The organism is Saccharopolyspora ipomoeae, from assembly GCF_029952525.1.
Lineage (GTDB): Bacteria > Actinomycetota > Actinomycetes > Mycobacteriales > Pseudonocardiaceae > Saccharopolyspora > Saccharopolyspora ipomoeae.
In genome coordinates, this window is sequence record NZ_JASAOF010000021.1 from 1 (window position 1) to 15,984 (window position 15,984).

The window sequence follows — 15,984 nt, forward strand, 5'->3', positions numbered from 1 at the left end:
GGTGCTCGTGGCGCTGGCGCACCTCCCAGCCCTCGGCCACCCCGCCCTGCGGCCGACTGCCCCGCACGAACGGCGCGGAACCCGGATACCCAGCGGGCCCAGGCGGTTCTGTGATCAGGTCTGCCGAGTACAGCGGATGCAGCGTGATCCCGTCGTAGGTCGTGGTGGCGAGCACGTCCTCCACAAGTGATGGAGCTGGCGCGTTCTCGTCGAGCATCTTCGACTTCCGAAGGACCTTCTCAACCTGCTGCCGCCACTGCGCAGAGGTTGCCGGGGGAAATTCGCCACCGACGGTGGGATGTTCCCTACCCACAGATGCTGTCATCAGTCCAAGTTCCCTACTTCGATCAGGGCAAACCAGGACCCGCCGCTCTAGCGGTGAACGCCGGCCTCGTCACGCGGTTGCCAGCAGCAAGCTAGAGCGATGCGCAGGCGCGCGTCAACAGGAAAGTGATGTATCCATAGTGTTGGTATTGCTATGGCAAGTCTAGGAAGTGCAGATTTGCAGTCTAAGTGAACCGTTGGTAGTCCTAGTTCGAGTGCGTCCTGGAGACGTGGGCGCCAGGCCGTCTTGCGGGCTGAGTCATGCCGGTCGAGGCTCGTCACACTGGCCAGAGCGGGCTGCACGCATTTCCGATCGCGCCATCGTTCGACTGAGCCGATGGTCCGACGGTGGCGACCGGCCCATTGGAGCGACGGGCGGCCTGCGCCGCGTCCGGAGTGGCAGCAGAGACGCTGCGGTTGCTCCGGGTGTATTCCTCGCCGACTTGTTGCGGCGTCAAACCACCTGTCAGAGAGGGGGTGAGCGGCGCGCGGTCTCTGACGGCAGGACGCCGAACCTCTTGCGGTACTGCTCGGCGAATCGGCTCAGGTGGAAGAATCCCCACCGTGTGGCGACGTCGGTCACGGAACCACCTGAGGCGAGTTCGAGGTGCGCGCGATCGAGCCGCACCCCGCGGAGGTAAGCGGTCGGCGACACTCCGACCAGGTCCCGGAAGCCTGCCTGGAGCGCTCGTGGGCTGAGAGCCGCAACCGCAGCGAGATCAGCAGTGGTGATCTCGTCCTCGGGATGTTCGTTGATGTACTCCACGGCCTGACGGATCTTCGCCCGCCGTGTGCGTATCGGCCTGTCGTTCAACGCCGGGCTCAGCTGACTCGGCACTGTCAGGAGAAGCTGGGTCATCAGTGCGGATTCGATCTCGCGGCAGGCCGCCGGGATGCTGGCGAGCCCGGCAGGGCGACAGCATTCGGTGTACAGGAAGCGAACGGTTTCGATCAGCGCCCGGCTCATCTCGGTCCTGAGGTTGAAAGCCAGGTCAAATTGGATGTCTTCGCCGAGCGGTGGTCCGACCAGCTTGGCCGCGTGGGAATCGAGCAGCGCTTTTGGCAGCTTGACGTGGTATTGCCAGGAGTCGGCACTCATGCGGACCATCAGTGGAGCGCAAGGCCCGAAGGCCACTCCGGCTTCGCCGCCGGAGAAGGTTCGGCGGTGGCCACCCTGTTCTGCGGTGGCTTCGCCTGTGATCGGAATGTTGATGTGATAGCACTGCCGCATCGGCGGGCCCTTGATCGTCACCATTGCGCCATAGGCCAGCTGACCGATCGTGAGCCGTGGAGACTGCGCTAGCTCGAGTCGAAAGTCCAGGCTGCGCTCGCCGGTGATCTTGACCTCGTGTTGGCTGAACGTCCGGGACGTGTGTTCCCGGGCAGCATCGAGGTCCGCCGTGTGCAAGCGCAGAGGGGCAGCGGTGCCCGTGGGGAATCGCGCGCCGGAAGCGTTGACCTGATCGCGCTGCGCCGCCTCGTCATGGTGACGACCGACCATGGCGGCAGAGTATGGCCCACGTGCGCAGGAGGGTCAACTGACAAGTCACCCGCCCGTTGATCCGACGTCGTTTTGCGGCTACTCGTCGTCGCCTCGAGGATAGTGGTCCATATCTCATCCAAAATAAAATGTGTCATGTAGCACGTGCACCTGGTTCAGATGCACGACCTGAAGATCACGTCAGTTCGGACATCGAGGAGAACCGCCCCATGACAAGCGCAGTCGCGTTCAACCCGCTCACGCCGGACTACCAGCAAAACCCCTACGATTACTACCGGACGATGCGCCAGGAGTCGCCCGTCTACTACATCGAGCCGCTCAACCTGTGGGCACTGTTCAGGTATGACGACGTGATCACCACCGTCAAGCGGCCGGACCTGTTCTCCTCCAAGGACTGGATCGCGAACACGCTGGGTGAGTTCGACGTGGTGCCCGAGGTGCCGTCGCTGATCTCGATGGATCCGCCGGACCACACCCGCCTCCGGAAGCTGGCGAACAAGGCCTTCCTGCCCGGCGTGATCCGGAAGATGGAGGACGGTATCCGGCGGCTGATCAGCGAGCTCCTCGACGAGGTCCAGGACAAGGATGAGTTCGACTTCGTCAACGACTTCGCCGCGCACGTACCGGTCAACGTCACCGCACAGATCCTCGGGGCTGATCCGGAGATCGCGCGCAACGAGTTCAAGCGCTGGACGATGGATCTGCTCCAGGCGCCGAACCGGACCGTGCTGCCCCAGGAGGATCTGGACCGCATCCGGACCAGCGTCAACGAGCTGCGCGCCTATTTCACCGACCTGATCGCCTACCGGCGGAAGAATCCTTCGAACGACCTGGTCTCGGCCCTGGTTGAGGCTGAGGAGGACAGGCAGGCACTGACCTCGGACGAGATCCTCAGCCTGGTGTTCCTGCTGCAGTTCGGTGGCTCGGAGACCCCGTCGCACCTGATCAGCTCGGCGCTGTACGAGTGCTTTCAGAATCCCGAGGCACTGGCAGCGGTCAAGTCCGACCCGGCTGCGACTGCGAAGGTGATCGACGAGGCCTTCCGGCACATGTCTCCGGTGCACTTCCTGAGCCGCACCACCACGCAGGACATCGAAATGCACGGCATCACCATCCCGGCGAACTCGATCGTTCTCTCCTACATCGGCTCGGCCAATCGCGACGAGACGATCTTCGACGACCCTGACAAGTTCGACATCAACCGCCAGGGTGTCAGCAAGCACCTGGCCTTGGGGCTGGGCACCCACTACTGTATCGGCGCCCTGCTGGGAAAGATGATGTGCGGCACGGCTCTCGGTGCGGCCCTGGAGCGAATGCCGAACCTGCGGCCGGTGCACGACACAGTGGAATGGATGCCGTCGTGGTGGGTCCGCGGCCTCGCCAAGTACCCGGTCCGCCCCTAGCAGACGCCGTCGATCCATTCCTATCCGCATTCTCCAAGGACGCTCCCACAATGCCGCACGTGATCACGCAGAACTGCTGCAACGACGCCTCATGCGTGCCGGTCTGCCCGGTCGACTGCATCCACCCGACGCCGGACGAACCGGAGTACTTCACCGCCGAGATGCTCTACATCGATCCTGATGTCTGCATCGACTGCGGAGCCTGCATCGATGTCTGCCCGGTCGGAGCCATCACCCCTGATAGCGACCTCACGCCGGAGATGGCGCCCTACGAGCAGATCAACGCCGACTACTACGCCGCGACTGGTTCCGCGGTGGACCGGGACACCGCGGATGAGCCGGCTCCGCCCAGGTGGGACATGTCGGCAGCCTCGGATGTGGGGCCTCTGAAAGTCGCCATCGTCGGTACTGGTGCAGCGGGCCACTACGCGGCCGAGGCGCTGCTGGAGCAGACCGACGTGCCCGTCCGGGTCGACATGTTCGAACGCCTGTGCACTCCGGGTGGTCTCGTTCGCTCCGGTGTTGCCCCAGACCATCCGACGACGAAGCAGGTGCAGGAGTCTTTCGACCGGATCACGGCGCGCAAGGAGGTGCGCGCCTTCTTCAACGTGGAGGTGGGCAGCGACATCAGCCACAGCGAGTTGCTGCATCGGTACCACGCCGTGGTGTACGCCGTGGGCGCCATCGAGGGCAAGCGGGTCGGCGTGCCAGGGGAGGAGCTTCCGAACAGCGTCTCGGCGTCAGAGTTCGTCGCGTGGTTCAACGGCCACCCGGATTTCGCCACCCGCTTCTTCGACCTCTCGCACGAGCGGGCGGTCATCCTTGGCAATGGCAACGTTGCCCTCGACGTGGCGCGCATCCTTGCAGCGGACCCCGGCGAGCTGGCGGGTACGGACATCGCTGAACACGCGCTGGACGCGCTTCGAAGTTCTCTGATTCGAGAGGTCGTGATCGTCGCTCGCCGGGGTCCGCAGGACGCCGCGTTCACCTCCCCGGAGTTGCGTTCATTGATTGAAATGGAGGGTGTCGACGTCGTCGTCGACACGGAACAGCTCGCTTCCCGGCCACTGGACGACGACGATTCCCCGCACCGTCGGTTCAGCCGCGATCTGAAGCTCTCGCTGCTGCGCCAGGCCGCCGACACCGTCCCGGAGTCCGACCGCCAAATTGTCTTGAAGTTCTTCCGAGCACCGGAGGAGATCCTCGGCGAGGACCAGGTGTCGGGCATCCGTCTGCGTCACCGCAAGGTCGCCGACGGCACCACTGGGGAGGAGACCGACACCCTGGACTGCGGCCTGGTGCTCCGAGCGGTGGGCTACCGCGGAACCCAGATCCCGGAGGTTCCGTTCGACGAGGAACGCGGCACGATGCCCAACGAAGGCGGGAGAGTTCTGGATTCCGCCGGCGGTGCGGTGACCCCGGGCACCTACACCACGGGATGGATCAAACGCGGCCCGACCGGCGGGATCGGGATGAACAGGAAATGCGCCCAGGAGACCGTGCAGTCCCTCTTGGCGGACTTCGTGAACGGTCGGCTGAGCACGCCCACCCACGAAATCGAGGATCTCGCGCAGCAGCTTCCCGATTCGTTCGATCTGGCCGGAGCTCAGGCGATCGACATGCACGAGGTTGACGAGGGAAACCGCGTTGACCGTCCTCGGGTCAAGGTCGTCCGGCGCGACGAGCTCCTGACCATTGCGCTTTCCGCCTCGGAGGAATAACAAGCCGTGGGCCATTCCCTGGTAGGCAGGAGTTGCGAGCGGGGTCCTCTCGTCTTGGGTCGCCTATGACGACGAACAGGGAACTGCGGCGGGGGCACGCAATTGCGCGCTGATCGCTGCCGAGCTCTTTGACGACCCGGCACTGCTTTGTGGACCGACCGCGAGCAGTGCCGGAATCGCGGTGCTCGGCGACGCGGGTTGTTCATGACGGAATGAATTCGTGTGGCAGTCGACCCTGCCGCCAGGGGCGTTGCTCTGGGGGGTCATGACGAAGGGCATCCCCACCGTCTGATCTTGCCGGTTTTTCTTGAGCGAGTCCGGAGCACGGGGATCCCGCTTTGACGGACCGTGCAGGTGGCACATGCGATGATTGCCGTCCTCTGCATTGTGCACCTTGAGGACGGTCGGGTGCTCTCACGCGTGTCGTAGCCTCCGCGTACTCGTTCTGCGGCGCTTCCCGGTGAAAAGGCTGTCCTCGTGGGATCAGGTTCGCTGTTCTGAAAGACTCCTCCGGGCCGAGGAACATAGAGCAGTTCTGCTTTCGCTTTCCGGACTGAACTCTGCGGTGACGGGATGGTGCTCTGTGTGTGCCAGTCCTAGCGTCTTGTCCACAACGGCGCACAAGCGCCTGACCATCGAGCTCAACAGTGGAGTTGTGCCGATATGAACGAGCATTCGAATACCACAAGTCCGCCCTTGTTCCTCGAACGACAGCCGGTCGAAGGAAGCTGTCCCCGTTGTGGTGCTGAGGAACTCCGCAGTTATCCGGTGAATTCGGAAGGCGGCTGGTTCGACGTCGTGAAGTGCCAGGAGTGCTTGGGCACGGTCAGCCGTGAGCGCGGTCCACTGCTCGGGCCGATCAAGCTTCTCTCCGACCAGCTGTAGCGAAGGGATCAATGATGATCGCAGTCGATGTGGGCGGCACGTTCACCGACGTTGTCGCCTTGCGAAACGGCCGGATCGAAACGGCGAAGGTGTCGACGGACTACTCCGACGTCAGCCAGCCGGTGATCGAGGGTGCGGCAGCGCTGGGAGTTGAGGACGCGAGCTACTTCAACCACGCGAGCACTCACGGACTGAACGCCGTGATCACCCGCCGGTTGCCGAAGATCGGCTTTCTGGCGACAGAAGGCCACCGCGACATCCTCGACATGGGACGCGTGTGGCGCCCGCCGGAGGCCATCCTGGACCCGCGATGGCGCCGGAGCTTCGGGGACGCGTCCCGGCCGCTCGTGCCCAGATACTTGCGGCGCGGCATCCGCGAGCGCGTCACCGCCGAGGGCGCTGTGCTCTTCGAACTCGACGAGGAGCAGGCAAGGGCGGAGCTGGAGGTCCTGCGCCGGTGCGATGTCGCCGGCGTGGCGATCTGCCTGATCAACGCGTACGTCAACCGCGCGCACGAGCAGCGCCTGCGGGAGCTCGTGCAAGAGGTCCTCGGGAATGTGCCGTGCTCCATCTCCAGCGAGGTCTCTCCGCTGGCCAAGGAGTACGCGCGTGCCTCGACTACGGTCGTCGACGCTCTGATGAAGCTGATCTACGCCGACTACACCGCGAAGTTGGAGAACGGGCTCGCCGAGATCGGCTTCACCGGTCAGTTGAACTTCGCGGACTGCGCTGCGACTTTGGTCCCTTCACAGCGCGCGATGGAGCAGCCGTTCCGGATCGTCTTCTCCGGCCCGGCAGCCGGCACTGTCGCAAGTGCTCACTTCGGCTCCCTGATCGGCGAGTCGAACCTGCTCTGCGCCGACATCGGTGGTACCTCCTGTGATATCAGTGTCGTGACCGATGGAGAGCCGTTCGTCAACACGAGTTTTGAACTCGAGCACGATCTCGTGGTCAATGCGCTGGCGAACGATGTCAGCGCGATCGGTGCTGGCGGTGGAAGTCTCGTCACCATCGGTCGGACAGGGGAGATCCAGGTCGGTCCCAGCAGTGCGGGGTCCGTTCCCGGGCCGGCTTGTTACGGGCGAGGCGGTACCCAGCCCACCACCACCGACACGTGTCTGATGATCGGGATCATCGACCCGGACACGTTCGCCGGGGGGAAGCTCAGCCTCGACCGAGACCTGTCCCGCAAGGCTTTCGAGACCCTCGAGTCGGAGTTCACCCTCGCTCAGCGCGTCCGGTACGCCTACGAGATGGCGGTGCACAACATCGCCGAGGGCGTGTTCAACGTGGCGATCAAGAACGGCGTCGATCCCCGGGATTTCAGCCTGATCGCCTACGGGGCGGCAGGGCCGATGTTGCTCCCGGCTGCAATGGACATGGTGCACTGCAAGCAGGTCGTCGTACCGCCGAACCCGGGCTTGTTCTCCGCGCTGGGACTGCTGTCGGCGGACCAGGTCTACACCGCCAACCGCAGTGCGTACATGGTGCTCAGCCCGGAGATCGCACCACGCATCGACGCGCTGTTCACCGAGATGGAGAACCAGATCCGGGAGCGGCTCGACCCGGGCACCGAGGTCACGTTCGAGCGCAGCTACGACGGGCACCTGGTCGGCCAGAGCTGGGAGACCCCGTTCGTCCCCGTTCCCGGCGGCAACATCGATGATGACGCCATCGAGGCGATGATCCGCGCTTTCCACGAGGTCTACGAGGAGCGTTCGCACAACCGCTTCGACGCGTTGCCGGTGGAAGGAGTGACCTTCCGGGTGCGTGCGGTGCTGGATACACCGAAGGTGAGTTACCCGGAAATTCCACGGCGAGCCGCAGACGAGCCGCTCGAGAGGAGCCGCACGGTGACGCTGCGGTACCTGGGCGACACCGACGCGGATGATGCCGACGCCGGGCAGCAGGCCGACGTCTACGACCGCGCTGCGCTGCGGGCTGGCGACGAGCTAGAGGGTCCGATCATCGTCAACGAGGGGCTGTCGACCAGCCACGTCGCGAAGCACCAGCGCATGACCGTCGGTCCATACGGCGAACTCATCATCCGGAGGAAATGAGCCATGAGCGACCTCAAGCCCTCATCAGTGGACACGACGCCCCTGATCCGTGAGATCTCCGACGAGCAGTTCCAGGCGGCGTACGGCTGTGATCGGTTCACCGCAGCGGTGCTGGTGAACCGGCTGAAGTACGCGGTGGGGCACATGGCCACCGCTTTCCTGCGGGAGGCGTTCTCGCCGATCATCCGGGACTGGTACGACTTCGCCTGCACGATCAGCGGACCACCGGAGCAGGACTACCGGATGGCTGTGGTCAGCAACAGCCTCACCCCGTTCCTCGGGACGATGCCCGATGCCTGCCGCAATGCCGTCGAGGAGTTCGGTCCGGAGAACCTCTCGCCAGGTGATGTGTTGATCTGCAACGACCCGTATCGCGGCGGAACTCACGTCAACGACGTGCTGTTCACCCGGCCGGTGTTCGTCGACGGCGCCATCGTGGCGTTCGTGAACATGCGCGCCCATCAGCTCGACATGGGCGGCACCGTCCCGGGCGGGTTCTCCGCGACCAAGACGAATGTCTACGAGAACGGCGTGGTGATCCCGCCGGTGCTGCTGTGGTCGAAGGATGAGCCGGTGCGCTCGTCCTTCAGCCTCATCTTCGACAACACGCGTTGGGGTTCGATGTTGCTGCCGGACTTCAAGAGCATGCACCAGCAGCTGCAGCTCGGTGAACGGCTGGTGCGCGAGAACATCGACCGGTACGGGCTCGCCGCCTTTCTCGGGTCGCTGAACTACGCCTGCGACACCTCGGCGGAACGGATGCGCGAAGCGCTCGCCGACATCCCTGACGGGGACTACACCGGTAGCGCGACCGTTGACGCCGACGGCCTTGACGACACCATCGACTACACCGTGCACGTGACCCTGCGCAAGCGCGGCAAGCACGTCGAGGCGGACCTTTCGGGCACTTCCGGACAGGCTCGCACCTGCATCAACTGCGGCATCTCCGACGCGAAAACAGCGTTGGGGGTGGCCTTGACGATGCTGCTCGATCCGGAAATTCCGTTCACCTCCGGTACCTGGCGCCACGTGGACCTGGTCGCCCCACCCGGAACACTTCTGACGGCCCTGCCTCCAGAAGGCGCTCCCATGATGTTCTGGGAAGCCTCGGGGGCACTGATCGCAGCCATCTTCAACGCCCTGAACCCGGTGTTGGGCGCCAATGCGGTGGCCGGCGACTACGGCTCGACGAACACGCACAACGCCAGCGGTGTTCGTCCCGACGGAACGTACTGGACGAGCGCGACGCAGTGCGGCGGCGAACACGGTCCGTGGGGCGCCACCAAGGAGGGCGACGGGGACAGCTACACCGTGTTGTTCAACCTGAACAACCTGGATCCGGCGACCGAGACGATCGAGCATGATTCGCCGATCGTGCTGCTCCGCAAGGAGCACGCGATGGACACCGGCGGACCCGGGAAGCACCGAGGAGGCGCGGCCAACCTCAAGGACTCGCTGTGGCTGACCGATGCGGAGCAGCACTTGTCGCCATTCCGGACCAAGGAGCCCAGCGGCGTCGGTGCCAACGGGGGCGAAGCCGGCCCGACCGGCGCGATGTGGGTCTTCCCGCCGGAAGGTGAAGCGCTGGAGGGACTGGTCGGGGTGACGCCGGAGATCTACGCCCGCAGCGTGCCGGTGGCCGGTGTCCTCGATCCGGACACGAAGGTGCTGGACCCCGAGAGCGGGAAGTACCACTACTTCGCAAGCCAGAAGCCTTGGAAGACCAAGGCCGGTTCGGTGCTTCGTTGCTTGACCAACGGAGGCGGAGGTTGGGGCGCTCCGTTCGAGCGCGACCCGCGGAAGGTCCTCGCTGACGTGCGGGACGAGTACGTCAGTCCCGAAGGCGCGGCTCGTGACTACGGCGTTGTCGTGGTGGGCGATCCCCATTACGACCCCGAAGGGCTCCGAGTGGATGAGCAGGCCACCGCCGAGCTCCGCTCACGAGGTTGATCACGCGGCCGGAGTGGCTCCGAGCGGGCATTCCGGCCGCACTGAGCTGAAACGAATTGAGGAGTGAATCCAATGGCTTCCGCAGCCGTTCCCACGTCGAATGATCGGAACCTCTTTTTCGCGTGGAGTACTTACACGTCGGACTACGACACGTACGCCAAGTGGTACGACGAGGAGCACATCCCGCAGGTCATGGACGCGCCGGGAATCCTGGGAGCACAGCGGTTCGTGATCGCTGACACCAAACCGCTTCCCGGGGTGCGTTCGCTGGACTTCGGACATCTTGCGCTCTACGAGATGGAAGGGTCAGCGCAGGGCTTCCGGGAGGAGGTGAAGCGGAAGCTGATCTCGCAGGAGATGGTCCTTCCCGACTACATGGTGCAGCCCTTCAAAGCATTGTTCCTCAAATCGGTCAGTTCCCCGTTCTACTCCGCCTCGTTCGAAGAGGCTGACAGCCTCGACGACCGGCACATGTTCTTCGCCTGGAGTCGGCACACAGGAGACGACAAGACGTTCGCGAAGTGGTACGACGAGGAGCACATCCCGCAGATCATGTCCGCACCTGGTGTGCTGCGTGCTGAGCGCTTCGAGGTTTCCGAGGTGAAACCCCTGCCTGGGGTGGAAGCACTCGATCTGGGACACCTCGCGATCTATGAGACCGCGGGTGACCTGGGGGGCTTCCGCGAGGAGGTCAAGCGGCAGCTGGTCTCGGGTGAAATGGTGATTCCGGACTTCATGATCAGCCCCTTCTCGACGATGTTCCTGAAGCCGGTCAGCCCCTTCTTCCTCCCCAAGACCGGAACCTGATGGCCGGCTCTGAGCGCGAGTCCTGCCCAAACCGGGTGTGATCACGAACAGGCCGCGCCTTCCCGTGTGACGTATCGGCTGAACTGAGGAACGACAACTGATGAGTGAACTGAAGGTAGCCGGGGTGACCGTGCCTCATGCGGATGCGATTTATGTCGGTGGTGACTGGATATCCGCCACAGGCCGACCGTTTCACGTCGTCTCGCCCAGTACGGAGGAATCCGTCGGTGAGGTACGGCTGCCTGCAGCCGAGGAAGCCGACACGGCGGTCGCAGCCGCGCACGAGCAGGGACGTGACGCGTGGGGGAGCATGTCCGTCACCGCTCGGGTAGCGGTCTGCACGCGGTTCTGCGAGCGCCTGGAGGATCGTCTCGAGGACTTGGGCGCCGTATGGGCCGTCGAGGCCGGGATGCCCGTGCGCTACAGCGGCACCCTTCACAAGTACGGGGCTGTGGCTGCGTGGCGGTCCGCTCTCGACTCCGCCGAGGACGCTCTGCGGTCCGACGTGCGTTCCTCGCCGTTGGGTGAGGTAGTGGTCCAGCGGGAACCAGTCGGTGTGGTGCTCGCGATCATGGCCTACAACGGTCCGCTGGTCACGGTTGCGACCAAGGTTCTGCCGGCTCTGCTGGCCGGGTGTCCAGTCATCGTGAAGGCCGCGGAGGAGTCCCAGCTCACGATGCGGATCGTCGCCGAGTGCGCAGCGGATGCTGGCTTTCCGAGTGGAGTGCTGAGCATCCTGTGCAGCGATGTCGCGGTAGCGGAAAGGCTCACTGCGGATCCGCGCGTGGACATGGTGTCGTTGACCGGTGGGCGAAACGCAGCTCAGGAGATCATCGAGAACACCCGCGGTCGTTTCGCCCGCACGCACTTGGAACTCGGTGGGAAGTCCCCGGCGCTGATCCTCGACGACGCACCGATCGATCGGGTGTTGAAATCGTTGGTGCCGGGGGCCACTGGCGGAACGGGACAGGTCTGCGCGCTGCTGTCTCGAGTGCTCGTGTCCGAACGTCGGCACGATGAGCTCGTCGAACAGATGCGCGCAGCCTGGCAGGACCTGCGGATCGGTGATCCGCTCGACCCGAAGACCCGGGTGGGGCCCCTGCTGAACCGGGTCGCGCGTGAGCGGACCGAAGGTTTCGTGGAGCGCGCGATCGCAGCCGGCGGACAGGTCGTCTCCGGCGGTCGTCGGCCTCCTGAGTTGGACAAGGGCTTCTACTACGAGCCCACGCTGGTCACGGAGGTCGCCCCGGACGCTGAGGTGGTTCAGGACGAGGTGTTCGGGCCGGTCACGGTCGTGCAGACCTATCGGGATTTGGAGGACGGGATCAGGCTGGCCAACGACACCGGTTTCGGTCTGGCTTCCTCCGTCTACACCACCGACCGGGCGGTCGCGCTGGAGGTGGCTTCAGCGGTCGTGGCGGGCTCGGTGGCGATCAACACCTTCGGGCCCAGCGTGACCGCCCCCTTCGGCGGGCGGAAGGGATCCGGCTGGGGGCGGGAGTCGGGGCCTGAAGGGATCCAGGAGTTCACCGAGCTCAAACAGGTCGTGATCGGCCCAGGTGTATGACACGACCCCGATGACCGCAGTGGCATCGCGGACGTGCACTTCGGAGAATTGGACGGGAGGCGACGCACCATGAGCTTCAACTGGGTGCTGGACTCCGCGGTTGCCCAGATCCCGACCGCGGGGAGCGAGAATGTCGCGTTGAGCTTCGACGGACGCGACCGGTTGACGTACCGCGAGCTGCGCGAGAAGTCAATGAGGTACGCGCAGGGGCTGCGTGATCTGGGCCTGGCCGAGGGGGATCGGCTCGGGTTGTTGTTGTACAACGACCCGGAATACCTCCCGCTCTGCTTCGCAGCCATGCGCCTGGGCGTCATCCTGGTGCGGTTGAACTTTCGACTCGCACCAACTGAGCTCGAGTTCATCCTGAACGACTCCGGAAGCAAGGCGCTGATCGTCCATAGCAGCCTGCTGGAATCAGTGGAACCGATCCGCGAGACCATCGACGTTGAGACCTTCGTGGTGCTTCCGGACTCCGATCGCGAACTTCCGCCTTGGTCTCTGCCGTTCGACGTCGTGCGCGACAAGCCGGTGCTCGAGAAGTGGCTGGATATTGGAGATGACCACGGCATCGCGTTGATCTACACCTCGGGCACCACCGGCTTGCCGAAGGGTGCGCTGTGGAATCACGGGAACACGGTCGGAACGGCTACTCTGCAGGCGTTGAAGTGGAGTTTTTCGCCGCGAACCGTTGCCCTGGTTCCCGGCCCCCTGTACCACGCCGGGGGCTTCGAGGCGGTGACTGCACCGGCACTGCTGAGTCACGGCAGAGCCGTGAGCCTGCCGTCCGGTAACTTCTCGATCGAACACCTCTTGGACGTGATCCGGGCTGAGGGGGTGACGGATTGCCTCCTGTTCGCGTTCATGCTCAACGACATGCTGCGGTTGGATGACCTGGAGGACCGGGTTCCTCCGTCTCTGACGCACCTCATCATCGGCGGGGACACGATGATGCCGTGGACGGTGGCTGAGGTGCGCAAGCGGATGCCGCAGGTCCGCCTCACCCAGGTCTACGGGTTGACCGAGGGCGGCGCCATTTCCACGACGCTTGATGACGATGACTTCGATGAGCAGAGCAAGAGCGTCGGGCGCCCGCTTCCGATGACCGAGGCGAAGGTGATCAACCCCTACGGGGAGCCTGCTGAGGTCGGCGAGGTCGGCGAGATCGTGGTCCGCGGTACGGGCGTGTGCGCGGGCTACTGGCGACGGCCTGAAGCGACCGAGGCGACATTCGTCGACGGCTGGTGTCGCACGGGTGACTTGGGGTCGGTCAATGCGGAGGGGTTCCTCAGCCTGGGTGGGCGCGCGAAGGACATGATCCGCAGTGGTGGCGAGAACATCTACCCCGCGGAAGTCGAGCGGGTGCTGACCGCGCATCCCTCCGTGCAGGATTGCGCAGTGGTGGCGGTACCGGACCCGAAGTACAACGAGGTCGGATGCGCGGTCATCGTTCCAGTGCCGGGATCGGAGATCGACGAGAAGGCGCTCAGGGAGTTCTGCAGGGCGCAGATGGCCGCGTACAAGATTCCGAAGTACTTCGTGGCGCAGGACGAACTTCCTCGCAACGCTTCGGGAAAGATCCTCAAATACCGACTTCGCGAGCGGTACGAGAACGTCGTTTCAGAGGGTTCGCGGCCCGCGGGCCTGTGAGCGGGTGTAGAGCCTCGCTCGCACAGGCTCGTGAAGATAGGAAGGTGCTCCTGTTATGACCCGTCCGACTGGAAGAAGGAATTCCGAGCTCGCGCTCGTTACTGGCGCGGCTGGGGGAGTGGGGTCCGCGACCGCGCGGCGTCTCGCCGAAGATGGTGCACGTGTCGCGATCACCGACATCAACGTCGAACGACTCAAGGTTCTTGCCGACGAGATCGGCGGGATCGCCCTGCCGGCCGACGGTACCAACGGGGAAGCGGTTCGCGATGTGGTCGCCCAGGCTGTGGCGGAGCTGGGTGGTCTGGACACTGTGATCGCGACTCAGGGAGCGGCGATTGCTGGTACCGCGCGTCCGAAGCACGTGGACGCCTACCACAAGGCTCTCGACGTCAACTTGCACGGTTCGTACTACCTGGCCGGTGAGGTCATGCCGCACCTGATCGAAAGTCAGGGGTCGTTGGTGCTCTTCGCCTCGACGGCGGGCCTCATCGCAGGCCCGCCCGGCACCGTCGGCTATACGGCGGCGAAGGCGGCCATCATCGGTGTCACCCGCTGGTTGGCACGGGAGTACGGACCGCGGGGAGTGCAGGTCAACGCGGTGTGCCCCGGCTGGGTTCGGACGCCGCTCGGCGAAGGGGCCATGGCGCACCTGTCCGAGCGCGAGGGGATCACGGTCGATGAGGCCTATGCGATGACGGCACAGCACGTGCCCCTTCGTCGGGTGGCCGAGCCTGAGGAGATCGCCGGGTGCTGCACCTTCCTCGCGTCCGGCGATGCTTCGATGGTTACCGGGCACGTCTTGGTGGCCGATGGTGGTGGTGCTGCGGTCGACGCATCAACGGTGGTGTTCGACGAAGCTCCGCAAGGCTAGCGGGGGAGAAGCCGAGGCGGGGTTGGGGCGTCGTTGTGAGGCTCCAGCCCCGCCTCGGCTTCGGCAGGCCCAGGCTTAGATCTTTCCCGGCAGCCTCAGCTCAGCCACGCCCGCTGCGTGCGGTCTCCGAGGGAAGACATCCGAAACGGTCGCGATATTGGTGCGCGAACCGCCCGGGGTGGTAGAAACCCCACCTCGCGGCGACCTCGGTGACCGACGCCGCGCCTGCTACCAGCTCGCAGTGCACCCGGTCCAGTCGTACTTCGCGGAGATAGGCAGTCGGCGACATTCCGACCGTTTCGCGGAAGCCCACCTGGAGCGTGCGTGGGCTGAGAGCCGCCATCGCTGCGAGGTCCGCGGTGGTGATCTGCTGGTCGGGGTTCCGGTCGATGTAGTTGATGATCTCCCGGATCTTCGAGCGGGGGGTGTGCGCGGGCTTGTGATCGAGCTCGGGGGTCAGCTGGCTCGGGATCGTCATGAGCAGCTGAGTCATGAGGGCGGACTCCAGCTCTTGGCAAGCGGCGGGGAGCGTGCCGAGACCTCCTGGTCTCGCCAGCTCTGCGTAGAGGAAGCCGGCCGTGGCGACGAGCGCCCGGCCGGTGCTGGAGGTGATGTCGAAGGTGAGATCGAAGTCGACTCCGTTTGCCACCGGGTGCCCTGAGAGTTTGGCGGCGTGGGTCTCCAGCAGGTTCTTGGGGAGCTTGAGGTGGTACTGCCAGGAGTCCGCGCTCCAGGCCACCATGACGGGAGCCTGTGGCAGGAAAGCGACTCCGGCCTCTCCGGCTGTGAAGGTTCTGCTGCGGCCGTTCTGCTCAACCGTGCTCACGCCTGACCCGGGCAGGTTGACGTGGTAGCACAGCTGCATCGGGGGGCCGTAGAGCACCGCGTCCGCGCCGTAGGTCATGCGTCCGATCGTCAGACGTGGCGACGGGACGACGTCGAGGTGGAAGTCGAGGCTTCGGGACCCTTGAATGTGCAGCTCGTGGTTGGCGAAGGTTCTCGTCACGTGATCTTGGGCGAGGTCGAGGTCCGCTGTGTGGAGGTTGAGCGGTCGCCTGTGGTCAACCTGCTGCTCCTTCTGGTCCACGGTGACCTCCCTGCATGACGTGCAAGTGTTCCTCAAAACCATTATCGATATAATATATCCGAGATCAAGCTTGTTGGCGCTTGTTCGCCGCCAATCCGGGTTGTTCGTTTCCCCAGGTCACGCTCTCGGAAGGCGGTGCGTACTGTGCTGTCAGCGTTGAC

11 protein-coding genes are annotated in these 15,984 nt (G+C 64.6%); 8 read left to right on the forward strand and 3 right to left on the reverse strand.

The genetic code is table 11. The features are described 5' to 3' along the window. Together QFW96_RS24240 and QFW96_RS24245 are read right to left on the reverse strand one after the other, a co-directional pair. A partial coding sequence (locus tag QFW96_RS24240) for a methylmalonyl-CoA mutase family protein (RefSeq protein WP_343231404.1) occupies positions 1 to 325 on the reverse strand: 325 nt, incomplete at its 3' end. A 465-nt stretch (positions 326 to 790) separates the two neighbouring features. Beyond that, positions 791 to 1,825: an AraC family transcriptional regulator gene (locus tag QFW96_RS24245; protein ID WP_281458026.1), complete on the reverse strand. Its 1,035-nt coding sequence runs from the start codon at positions 1,823 to 1,825 to the stop codon at positions 791 to 793. Between the two features lie 209 nt (positions 1,826 to 2,034). Here QFW96_RS24245 and QFW96_RS24250 point away from each other — a divergent pair, with 209 nt between their 5' ends. From QFW96_RS24250 to QFW96_RS24285, 8 genes are all read left to right on the forward strand, one after another. After that, a complete protein-coding gene (locus tag QFW96_RS24250) occupies positions 2,035 to 3,228 on the forward strand; it encodes a cytochrome P450 (RefSeq protein WP_281458111.1) in 1,194 nt (397 codons plus the stop codon). Positions 3,229 to 3,278: 50 nt separating this feature from the next. Then, the gene (locus QFW96_RS24255; protein ID WP_281458027.1) at positions 3,279 to 4,949 is read left to right on the forward strand and encodes an FAD-dependent oxidoreductase; all 1,671 of its coding nucleotides are present in this window, start codon (positions 3,279 to 3,281) and stop codon (positions 4,947 to 4,949) included. A gap of 899 nt (positions 4,950 to 5,848) precedes the next feature. Further along, positions 5,849 to 7,894: a hydantoinase/oxoprolinase family protein gene (locus tag QFW96_RS24260; RefSeq protein WP_281458028.1), complete on the forward strand. Its 2,046-nt coding sequence runs from the start codon at positions 5,849 to 5,851 to the stop codon at positions 7,892 to 7,894. A 3-nt stretch (positions 7,895 to 7,897) separates the two neighbouring features. Then, positions 7,898 to 9,844, forward strand: coding sequence for a hydantoinase B/oxoprolinase family protein (locus QFW96_RS24265; protein ID WP_281458029.1), 1,947 nt, complete (start codon positions 7,898 to 7,900; stop codon positions 9,842 to 9,844). A 72-nt stretch (positions 9,845 to 9,916) separates the two neighbouring features. After that, a complete protein-coding gene (locus QFW96_RS24270) occupies positions 9,917 to 10,651 on the forward strand; it encodes a hypothetical protein (protein ID WP_281458030.1) in 735 nt (244 codons plus the stop codon). A 100-nt stretch (positions 10,652 to 10,751) separates the two neighbouring features. Continuing rightward, positions 10,752 to 12,218: an aldehyde dehydrogenase family protein gene (locus QFW96_RS24275; protein ID WP_281458031.1), complete on the forward strand. Its 1,467-nt coding sequence runs from the start codon at positions 10,752 to 10,754 to the stop codon at positions 12,216 to 12,218. A gap of 69 nt (positions 12,219 to 12,287) precedes the next feature. After that, positions 12,288 to 13,865 carry a class I adenylate-forming enzyme family protein gene (locus tag QFW96_RS24280; RefSeq protein ID WP_281458032.1) on the forward strand — a complete coding sequence of 526 codons (1,578 nt, stop codon included), beginning with the start codon at positions 12,288 to 12,290 and terminating at the stop codon, positions 13,863 to 13,865. A gap of 55 nt (positions 13,866 to 13,920) precedes the next feature. Then, positions 13,921 to 14,736, forward strand: coding sequence for an SDR family NAD(P)-dependent oxidoreductase (locus QFW96_RS24285; protein WP_281458033.1), 816 nt, complete (start codon positions 13,921 to 13,923; stop codon positions 14,734 to 14,736). Between the two features lie 100 nt (positions 14,737 to 14,836). On the opposite strand, the gene QFW96_RS24290 is transcribed toward QFW96_RS24285, so the two are convergent. Then, positions 14,837 to 15,823 (reverse strand): AraC family transcriptional regulator, encoded by a 987-nt coding sequence (locus tag QFW96_RS24290; RefSeq protein WP_281458034.1) that lies wholly within the window; start codon positions 15,821 to 15,823, stop codon positions 14,837 to 14,839. Positions 15,824 to 15,984: the final 161 nt, after the last annotated feature.

Excerpts from the sequence above, each read along its gene's own strand:
- QFW96_RS24245 (WP_281458026.1), bottom strand. The coding sequence starts at position 1,825 with ATGGTCGGTCGTCACCATGACGAGGCGGCGCAGCGCGATCAGGTCAAC.
- QFW96_RS24250 (WP_281458111.1), top strand. The coding sequence starts at position 2,035 with ATGACAAGCGCAGTCGCGTTCAACCCGCTCACGCCGGACTACCAGCAA.
- QFW96_RS24255 (WP_281458027.1), top strand. The coding sequence starts at position 3,279 with ATGCCGCACGTGATCACGCAGAACTGCTGCAACGACGCCTCATGCGTG.
- QFW96_RS24260 (WP_281458028.1), top strand. The coding sequence starts at position 5,849 with ATGATCGCAGTCGATGTGGGCGGCACGTTCACCGACGTTGTCGCCTTG.
- QFW96_RS24265 (WP_281458029.1), top strand. The coding sequence starts at position 7,898 with ATGAGCGACCTCAAGCCCTCATCAGTGGACACGACGCCCCTGATCCGT.
- QFW96_RS24270 (WP_281458030.1), top strand. The coding sequence starts at position 9,917 with ATGGCTTCCGCAGCCGTTCCCACGTCGAATGATCGGAACCTCTTTTTC.
- QFW96_RS24275 (WP_281458031.1), top strand. The coding sequence starts at position 10,752 with ATGAGTGAACTGAAGGTAGCCGGGGTGACCGTGCCTCATGCGGATGCG.
- QFW96_RS24280 (WP_281458032.1), top strand. The coding sequence starts at position 12,288 with ATGAGCTTCAACTGGGTGCTGGACTCCGCGGTTGCCCAGATCCCGACC.
- QFW96_RS24285 (WP_281458033.1), top strand. The coding sequence starts at position 13,921 with ATGACCCGTCCGACTGGAAGAAGGAATTCCGAGCTCGCGCTCGTTACT.